At 40.1% G+C, this 10,000-nt stretch carries 7 protein-coding genes; all 7 read right to left on the reverse strand.

Annotated features, from left to right (window positions below):
• Positions 1 to 216: 216 nt before the first annotated feature.
• Positions 217 to 639, reverse strand: coding sequence for a histidine kinase (locus LDL18_RS00005; RefSeq protein ID WP_296505795.1), 423 nt, complete (start codon positions 637 to 639; stop codon positions 217 to 219).
• 441 nt (positions 640 to 1,080) lie between these two features.
• Positions 1,081 to 1,662, reverse strand: coding sequence for a type I-F CRISPR-associated endoribonuclease Cas6/Csy4 (cas6f, locus tag LDL18_RS00010; RefSeq protein WP_296505797.1), 582 nt, complete (start codon positions 1,660 to 1,662; stop codon positions 1,081 to 1,083).
• Positions 1,652 to 2,710, reverse strand: a complete 1,059-nt coding sequence (csy3, locus tag LDL18_RS00015) for a type I-F CRISPR-associated protein Csy3 (RefSeq protein WP_296505799.1) — start codon at positions 2,708 to 2,710, stop codon at positions 1,652 to 1,654. The genes cas6f and csy3 overlap by 11 nt, the downstream gene beginning before the upstream one ends.
• A gap of 52 nt (positions 2,711 to 2,762) precedes the next feature.
• A complete protein-coding gene (gene csy2 / locus LDL18_RS00020) occupies positions 2,763 to 3,761 on the reverse strand; it encodes a type I-F CRISPR-associated protein Csy2 (RefSeq protein ID WP_296505800.1) in 999 nt (332 codons plus the stop codon).
• A 10-nt stretch (positions 3,762 to 3,771) separates the two neighbouring features.
• Positions 3,772 to 5,103 (reverse strand): type I-F CRISPR-associated protein Csy1, encoded by a 1,332-nt coding sequence (csy1, locus tag LDL18_RS00025; RefSeq protein WP_296505802.1) that lies wholly within the window; start codon positions 5,101 to 5,103, stop codon positions 3,772 to 3,774.
• Between the two features lie 13 nt (positions 5,104 to 5,116).
• Complete coding sequence (gene cas3f, locus LDL18_RS00030; protein WP_296505804.1) at positions 5,117 to 8,575, reverse strand: type I-F CRISPR-associated helicase Cas3f; 3,459 nt, start codon at positions 8,573 to 8,575, stop codon at positions 5,117 to 5,119.
• Entirely contained in the window at positions 8,572 to 9,549 is a 978-nt protein-coding gene (gene cas1f, locus LDL18_RS00035; protein ID WP_296505806.1) for a type I-F CRISPR-associated endonuclease Cas1f, read from the reverse strand. The genes cas3f and cas1f overlap by 4 nt, the downstream gene beginning before the upstream one ends.
• Between the last annotated feature and the right edge of the window lie 451 nt (positions 9,550 to 10,000).

The raw sequence follows: 10,000 nt of genomic DNA on the forward strand, positions 1-10,000 counted from the left end.
CAAAGTGTTGTGTTCGGCGTATTCGACTGGGCAAGCGATGATAGACACACCATCATCGCTTGCCCAGTCGATTACGCAGAAAACAACAAATTGACCGATAAATTAGGTGATCTGACGATCACTATCTAATATATGCTTATAAAGCGTGGGGTACTATTACCCTGCGCTTTAAATTTAGAATTAAAAACACCAAATATCTAAATAAAGCAACATAAATTATTTTATATCTTCATGATTTTTATTTCTGTCTATAGAAGCCAGATCTTCTTTATTTAAAAATCCATCATGATCTTGATCTGCCTGATCAAAATGTCTGACCGCAGAAGCTGCATACTCATCGAAACTCAGCATATTATCCTGGTTTTTATCTAGTCGCTCAAAGGCTCTTTTGCGCCCAGCTAAATATTCATCGCGACTTATTTTTTGATCATGATCAAAATCTAGATGTTCAAAATGCCGACTAAATTTATTATTTATATAAGTATTTTTTGCATTTTCGGCATATATTCTTACGGGAGATGTCGATTTAATTGACTTTGAAATAATATCGGATGCTCGTCCCGAGCGACATAACAAAAACACACCAGAAGCAATAAGAACAGCAACTCCACCTAGGATAAAGGGTAATTTATCTTTCATGATCTAAAATCTTGTCTTTAAGAAGAGAAATCGAATATTAAGATTTGCTTTTAAAAATTTGACTGCTTTTTATTATTTATTCTTTTCATAGCAGAAAAAATAAATTTTTTCAGTATAAAAATGATAAATAATTTACAAACGTTACAGATATTTCAAGTATAAAAATACTACCCAGTATTTCTGCTGACGTTTACTGTAACATAAATAAAATTTCATTTTCAAAAATGAATTTATTTTTTAAAAATAAAGGATCATTTTTAGAATTTTGAGTACAAATCAGAAGCATCCCACTTCTTATTAAAGGTGAACATAAAAAACCTTCACCTAATAATATATCAGGAAATCCCCATTTATAGAGATTTCCTAATACAATTTTTTATTGCTTCTCTGTTATCGGTAGCGTTTGAATTACAATCATATTTCACAAATTTTTTAAAAGGATCAAAACCAAGGAACAGATGCCCCCAGACTCAATCCATAAGAATTAAAATTACCATTCATCAAATTATCTTGAATTATTTTATGAGAAATAAAAACAGGGAAACGTGACTGTTTGGTGCTACAACTACCTGTCATAATAAAAGGCAATTCCAAACGTTCGAATGCCGTATCCGGTATAACCTTTTTAGCCTCTTCGTCATGAAAACCATGCCGCCGGATTGCCCGACGGCGCAAACGGGCAGGACTACTCTTCGCTTGAACTCGACTGACAACACAATATTGGCTAATTTCTGGAACTGACTTAATATCCTCACAATAAAGATAGTCATCCAAGCGCGTTATCCAGCCAGACAATACCAACTCATGCAAGTCAGCATTCGTTCCATGCAACCGTAAGCGGCTTCCTAGACAAGGTTTATTATTATCATGCTCTGGAAAACTGATACCAATATGCTGGCTACCCAACCGCACCAATTCTAAATGCAGTAGAGAAAATAGTTTTTCCATTATAATATGAGGAGCTATTTCCTGATTAGGTAGGATATAGATATCCTGATAGGAATCGACAGGATTAGCTAGCATCCCCAAAGACTCCCCCTCTTACTAATACAGCTATCACAAAATGCTGATCTTCGACTGTAGGTTCTTTATCTTTTAACACCCAAGCATCCAATAAACTATAAAAGTCTTTTTTGGCCTTTGGCTGACGATAAGCGACTCCTTGCGTTGTAACAGAGCCATAAGGCTCAACTGCAATCGGGCCATTAGTAGCCGCATCAGGATACCATGTATCAATAGTCCGTAAGGCATTTCCGATTTTTTGCGAATGCATGGCTGCAACGGCATTTTCAGCTTGACCAACGCTATAAAGAAAACGGCTCTTCTTTCCCTTCCCTTTCCCCTTATCATCTTTATCGAGCAGAAGTTCTTGTGAAGGGAAAACCTCTTGCCCGCCCCCCATACGAATAAAAGCCTTTATTCGTAATAAGACATGCTCTCGTCCAGAAAGACCGGCAGTAATAAGACCGGCCAAAGATTCTAGTTCTTTTGAAGATGGTTTATCCTCAAATACACGGAGCGAATGCGCCAAGGCATCAAAAACACCGATGGCAGTCTCTTCACCGTCTTTCAACCGAGAGATCTGGATTGATACAGCATCCGCGCCCAAACGATTACGCCATAAAAAACGGCCATTTACCAAATTGGTCGCATATCTTTGTCCCAAAATACCCAACCCTTGATTTTCGATATAGTGACCAATTGTTGTAACCAATTTTGAACGATATCCTGTATGATTACAGGCAGCCGGTTCGCTAACACCCCCTAAAACGCGTAGAGTAAATTCTACTTTCAATGTGTCACAGTCAAAAGGGAGGGTTGCGACATCCACTGTTTGCAGATTAGGATTTTCAATAGCAGCATTCAATTTGAGTGGATCATTTCCGGTTTTTGCAGGTTGGCGATTAGAAATAGTGCCTCGAACAGCTTTCTCCCGCAAATGGATCGGCTGCCATGCCTTATCATTATCTTTGTCATTCCAGTGACCCGAAAAAAACAAGGCATCGGAAGGATCTAATTTACGTTCAAAAGATAAAACGGAGGCCGTTTTTAAAGCCTTCTCTTCAGCCATGATAAAAATCCTTTTCAATCTTCAAAGAACACAAACCAAATTTCATTTATTATCATGAATCAGGGTAATAAAAATTGTAACATCGATAGACTGTTTTTTCTGACAGACTTTCTTTTTCTTGTGTCGGAAAAGCATACCACAATAATTCATTTGGATTCTTTAAGTGAAAAGGGGCTATCCATTCACCGATAGAAAACAGACTCTCTACCGACTGAAACGGAATAGAATTATCTCGGGCAGAAGATACTGATCCTGCCGCTTGTTCTTTGCCAATCGCACCATAACCAACGGGGATAGGCACTATCCACCCATTATCCCGATCATGCTGCCATTCCGCGGTATGTTTCTTGTTACTTTCTTGTTCTATATTCTCGTTTTTACATCGCCAATTGACACCAGATAACGAGAGCCATGCCTCTAAAGCCGTTGTTTTTGGCTCTACTTCTTGCATCGACTTCAAGCGGTCAGAGATAAGATCGGGTCTTTCGACCAAGGCGTATCCAGGCAAAAGCCGATAACAGATTTGACGAAACTCTTTATTTTCATCCGAAGACCTATGCCATTCCATGTAATAGGGTGAATAGCGTTTCACCATAGCTTGAGATGGTGGCAAAATACTTCCCCCTGCAATCCGCATATTTTGCACCAAGGCTGCTATTTTTTTTAAATCTTCTTCGATTTCATCGCTGTCTTTGCGTCCTTTATAAGAAACACCGAACAGCAAAGAAATATCCAGATGGATGCGCCCTTCTTCAATAATAGGGGCTGTTTTTCCATCTTTTTCTATAGGGTTCCTCGTCTGGTTAAAAATATGGGTAAAACCGGAATCCGCCACTTGTTCTTGAAAATCATGACAAACGACCCCCACAGCATTAAACATTATATCAAGACCGATAGAACATGTTTTGCGTTCTAATGCCCACATAAAGCCGATAAAAGCGGTAATCGACGGAAATCCATGCGTCAGTGGGCTGGAAATCGCATTCGCATTCTGTACTCTGATATGAGGAAAAATCAGAAGATGAGTCGAAGATGGCAGTTCTGCTCGCATGAAATACCCCCTATGCTTTTCTACGCTGTGGAATCGGCCATGCGACATCTATAATGACCTGTTTTACCAAATATTTATATTCATCGTCACCAATAGTTATACTGCTATCTCTTAACTTATCATTCAATCTACGGCCAAAATTTTGAGCCACCTCATCAGGCCAATCACCTTTCATATAGGCATCGCAAAAATTCTGATCGATTTCGATAAAATCCTCTCGAGGGTGGAGAAGGCTTCTTTCAGAATCCAGCCATAATTTTTCATAATCCGGAATTTGACAATTCATATCCCGACTCCACCCAACAGGCATTTCTACTTTAACAGTAGCCGCAAAATCGGCCAGCAATGCAACCAGTCTCTGTACCCATTTTTCTCGATTTCCGCGGATATGGTGATTATTATCGTTCTGCTTAGCTTTTAAAAATTCAACCAACATATCAATGATAAAAACAACATTTTTCTGTCGGAAAAAAACATCTAAAGCAGACCGAGCATTTAAAGGAATCAATCGCCTTTTACTTTTCCAAAGAGGCGGCAAAGACGCCAAAAGATAATTTACCCCACCTCGCTCTGAATTAAGCTGCGATACATTTTGAGGTTTTGTCCCTCCCAATTTTCTTACAGCCAGATTTTTATAGTCTCGATACACTAATTCAGAGGATTGTTTTTTATAAAAAGCAGAACGGGCAGCCTTATTGTTTTCACCAAAGCGTATTTCTTGAATATGTTGATGAACATAATGCACTAGAGCGCTGGGGAATAAAGGTTGAAGTAAAATATACTGCTCATCCTCGCTTGGCTGTTCTCCGGTTAACCAATAAATTTGTTTCATCAAGCTATGGGATTGTGTTTTTTGATTTGAAGATAAAAGCCCAGCAAAAGCGGCAGACCAACTGTCCGCTTGTACAGGGTCTTCAGATAGCGCGACTTTAAAATCAGGATCGCCCGCTTCCGCCCATGCCAGTAAGGGCTTACCTTCTACTTTGGTTTTCAAGAATTTAAATACATCCAAGGCCGCCGCATTGCCGACAACATCAATTTCAAAATCATGGCCTAAAAGATGTGATCCGATTTCGTTTCTCTGCGGTAAATTGTCCGGCGTTACATAAAGATTACTTGCCTTGGCTGATGAATGGATCGCTTTTGAAATATGAGTGGCAGCATAAATTTGCCCGACTCTTCTTGCTGCATCTTCTAACCACACGGCATAATCATATTTGCGCATCAAGGTAGCGTCGTCACTCTTGCCTTTCAGCTTTTCATCCCGACGACTTTGAATAAAATCAGTTATAGCTTGGCGAAAAACTTGAACCCTTGCCTTGTCACGCATAACATCTCTCATTTCCTCAAATACTCTAATTCTTATATTTAGAAAAACCAAGAATATTATTGAAATAATATCCAGAAAGTTCCTTTAAGACATTGACTTTTGTCATATATTTTGAACATTCAAGCAAAGAAATACCAAGATTTTCTGATTGTTCTTCTAATAAACTCTCAAGACTTTTTACATTCCACGCTGTTATATCTGAAGCATAGTGTAGCTCGATTTGATGTTTTTTTTCACTATCAACCGGCATATATAAATTATTATGATTTTCTGAATTTTTACGCTCCAGATACAGCTTTAATTTTTCTTCCTCTTCATCGAACAGAAACAAAAGTGTTTCTTCTTCCATCGTATTTTCTCTAAAAGGCTGCCATTGTGGCAAGATCCCCGTCAGACTGGCTTGTGGATATTGCCAGCATAATGCTGCCATTTCTTCGTTAGGCTCAATTTTCTTTGCAGTGCGGCCAATACCGATAGACTTCCCAAGATCTTTTCTAGGCAACATACAATCACAAATGCGCGCTTGTTCCAGATCGGCTAATCTGTCTTGTGTCTTTCTTTCTTCCTCAGGCAAGGGTGCAATACGCGGCAAAGCCGTAATAATCTGATATTCTTCCAGTCTTAAAATATCATTTATCCAATGGGTTTTAAGATGGTAGGCATTGTCGCCATACTTACTTTTGGGCATCTCAAATCCGGGATGCCGAAAAACAGCCTTTTCAGGATTTTCAAAATAACGCAGAGCTGTATTCAAAATAGCGATGTTTGGTTTTTCAACCGCTTTTCTTCTATGTCGTTGAACGCGTCCAGCTAATTGAATCAGTGCCCGCATAGAAGACGGCTCGGCAATCGCCCAATCAAGATCCCAATCCCGCCCAACTTCACAAACAGGTGAGGCCAATATAATAAAAACATGATCTTGTTCTGGATTGGTATCCAATGCCGTTCGAATATCTGAATGAGTATAGACAAAATCCGGGTCGCGACGATTTAACACTGTATCCAGCATATTTTCGATAGCCGAACGCTGAATTAAGGGAAAACGTGCATGATAAACACATAAATGGATATGGGTATCAGGGCGGCCCCCCAAGGCAAAGAAGGCTTGCGCTACATGGAATAGCGGCTCAATATTAGCCATACGGATCAGACCAAAACTTACTTTCCTCCCTGTAACGGGATCTTTATCAGCAAATCTGCCATGCAGTTCAAGTGATGTCTGACGTAATATACCCGCCAAATCTTTATATAGATCCTTCTTTTCCTGACCTTGATATAACTCATCCAAAGGCACAATTTCACCTTTGCAAATGGCTTCTTTTTTCAAAAGTTTTTGTTTGCGTTGTTTTATAAAATGATCATGTGCCTGTTCAAATTGCGCCGCATCCACACAATCGGCAGAAGAGGTTCCAAACTCGTCGATCCAAAGACAAGGAACATCCTGTGCAGCAAGGGATAAACTAGGATCGTGATTGAACTGGTAGCATTTTCGACCTGCAAGATAAGCCTGATACATTCCCAAAACCAAAGAAGGCGGCAACGTCGCGGAAGATAGTAAAACACGGCTACCTAACATCCCCGCCCAATAAACCAGTCGCGTTAAGGCCGGTAAATCTTTTAGATCATAGTCATCCAATTCATCCAGAACGAGATCACTCCCCATCAGGCGCAGCATAGGGGCTATCTGCCGCCCGCCCCGAAGCGATTCCGTTGCCGGAACCAAATGATCAACCGTGCATACCAGAACCGGAGCAGACAATAGGCTTCGTATTTTCGGATCATGTCCTAAACGGCTTAATAAAGGATGTGTCGCCTCACAACCGTCATAAGAAATATAGCTATCCTCTTCTAATAAATCCAAAGAAGAGGCTGATCCTGACTTTTCTGCTTTGTCAGAATAATATTCGAATAGAGATTTACTGGCACGTCCGCCAACCATAATAGCCAGATCATCTTCATTCAGATGCAAATCTTTCTGATAAGATTTTCCAGTCTGTAAAGTCAGCGCTCGCAATCCCAACGCATAGGTTAATCGCATACCCTGCTCGGGATCAGCCATAGCATTGATAATGCGGGCTGAGGCAAGCGTCTTTCCAGTGCCTGTTGAGGCCATACAAACACAAAAAGCACCTTGTTTTTCAGATTTTTTGCGTATCGCAGTAGCCATATCTACAGCCTTATCCTGCCACGCAAATCGAGCAATCGAGCTTCTCTTTTTCAATCCTTTATGTTTGGCAAGACGAGGCAGATATTCAGTAAAATTTGGTAAAGCATAGGCAATAATACCCGCTTCTCTTGTCACACCTAATAGATGTTCGTCCAAAGTCTGTTTTAACCGACTTTGGCTATCTGTATTGGCATAAAGAATAGTGCGATCTTCTTTCGCTATTCCTCTGGAAGAATGAGATAAACGCTCCAAAGATTCTGGAGGAAGACTGGAATAATGATGATCTGCCAACATCAGACTCAAACGTGCCAAATGCATCAGATAGGGATTGCCAAGCCAATCTTTTTCTATATCGCGCTTCTTTTGCAAGACTAGCAAACGTTGGGCTAGTTTGGCGGCTTTTTTTTGCCATTCTTTATCAAAAACCGGAAATGTTTTTTTTCTTTCGATATCCCAATAGGATTTAGTGTTCTTTTTTTCTTCGACCATTTTCAGATCATCGTCTTTGACGGCACGTTCATTCCATGAATGTTCTATCTCGCTTAAGGGATCTTCAAGCGTTTCAAGATATAGACGTGACGGTTTTTTCCCTAAATAGCCCTGTTCTTTATGACCTTTTTTATCAATATCAACAGGTATCAGAGGAAGACGATGATGGGAAACAATCAGCCATCCGATAGCTCTGGCCATTGGTGGCAAAGACTGAAAAGGGCGACGATCTTTTTTGTCTAACTTGTCGAGACCATCTCGTTTATACTTTTCATCCGATACCCAGTCTTTTATTGAATATTTGCCTTCTAACAGACGGGTTAACCAGACCTCATCCGTATCGTCCCCGACGAAAGCCTGAAACAACCGTAAAGAAACCCATTCATGACGGTATAGATTACGAGAGTTTTCTCTTGATCGCAGACGTCGTTGAAAGGCTTTGCTAGCTTTTCCTAAATCATGCAACAAAGCCGCCATTTGCGCCAATATCTGAATGTCTTCAGCGGTTATCCAATCATTTTCATCCTGTTGGCGTAAAATATTTCGGGTAGTGCTATTGGTCGGGATAGCGCCTTCATTATTAAAACGGCTGGCGTCCCCAACAATCCAAAGCAAATCACACTGCCCACCCCCATGTAACCAATGACAGGCAACAGAAGTATTTCGCCTTGCTGTTTTTCGTAGTAATTTGTGAACAGTCGCCAAGCCTATTTGCGTAATAGGCGTTTGCCAGCTTCGACTTCCCTTCCGTTCACCAAACTGATCAAGGATTCGCCGCGTTTCTTTCAGAGCATTGTTGTCGCATCGCGAGATGAATAGAACATTCATAATGCAGGATCGGCCTCCATACTCAAAGCAATCTTTTTGATTGTATCAATCATAAAATCGAGCGATTCACTACGGGTAAGAGCGGCTATAGATTTTTGCCTAAAAGATGATTCTTCATCGCCTGCCATCGTCGAAAGAAAAGCCTGCGGTAAGATAGTCGCATCTTTAACTAAATCAGCGGCATCAAAAACCAACCCACCGCGGCGTGTTTTTCCGTGCAGTATCGCCAACCCATGAGGAAGCCCCAAGACCCAGGTCGCAGTAGCACCAAGGCCATAAGCCAAATAATTTCCGTGATCTAAAAAACGGTTTGCAGGATCGACACCAGTGCCTCTTTTGGATCGGGTAAAATCGCCATATCCAACGGTTTCGGATGCCAGCTTGAACAACGCCTTTGTCAGTCTGGCTTCTTCGATCAAAAGCGTTGCAATATCAGAAGCCTCTTTTATCGCATGCTCGCTTTGATGAAGCAAAGCCGATAAACGGCGTTCATCAGGTAAAAAACTATTTTTACCAAGAGAAGGCCTAAGCCACTGTTCTTTTATACGACTGCTTCTGGCTAATTGTAACGCCTTCGCCGCCCGTAAACGTTTTTCGTCGTCGAACCAGAATTTAACCCATGCCTGCACATATTCCGTAGGACGATATTCGCTTTGTGGAGAAAACCACAAAACATCTGTTTCCTGCTCATTCGCAGAAAATAATGGTGTTCCTCCGCCACCACAAAATCCGACTAAAACACCAGCTTTCCCCAATTCACGCATAGCAGCCTGCGTTATGGATGTGCCCGTGCCCAATAGAATAGTGGTCGTATTTGCTATAGGAATATTCCAATAAAGGGACTTGTTACCACGATCGGTAATATATTCGACCCGTCCCCCATTCACCAAAACCCGACAATATTCCAAATAGTAGATATTTGCCCGTTTCGAATGTAAAATAGTTTTCAGATCACCCGCTGCTATCTGCTTCATAGAAAATCTTCTATATTTATAAATTTTCAATTTTTATTTTTAGATAGTATCTATTGAACATTAAATATAACAAAAAATACTAAATAAAATATTCCTAAATTATATTTAGGATATATATGGTAATTTAAAAATATTGAAATTTTTCTTTTAAAATAGATATTTAGGTCTTTTTTTTCACAAAAATCCCAATCATAAATATAATAAACAGAAATAAAATATTTGAATTTTTAAAAAGGAGAGCTTGTCTCTAAAGTTCGATGTAATGAAATTTTTGCCCCACATGGTCTTATTTTTTACTTGGAAGCCAGAAGCCGGTCGCAACAATTTTTTGTTACTGACTGACTTTATGAAATGAACCATAATATAAATATTCTCTTCCATTATATTATTTTGGCCAAGGAACATGGATAGTTAATGTCTTACCAGCCCCATTCCGCCAACAATGCTCCCC

Source organism: Zymomonas sp., assembly GCF_020216885.1.
Taxonomy (GTDB): domain Bacteria; phylum Pseudomonadota; class Alphaproteobacteria; order Sphingomonadales; family Sphingomonadaceae; genus Zymomonas.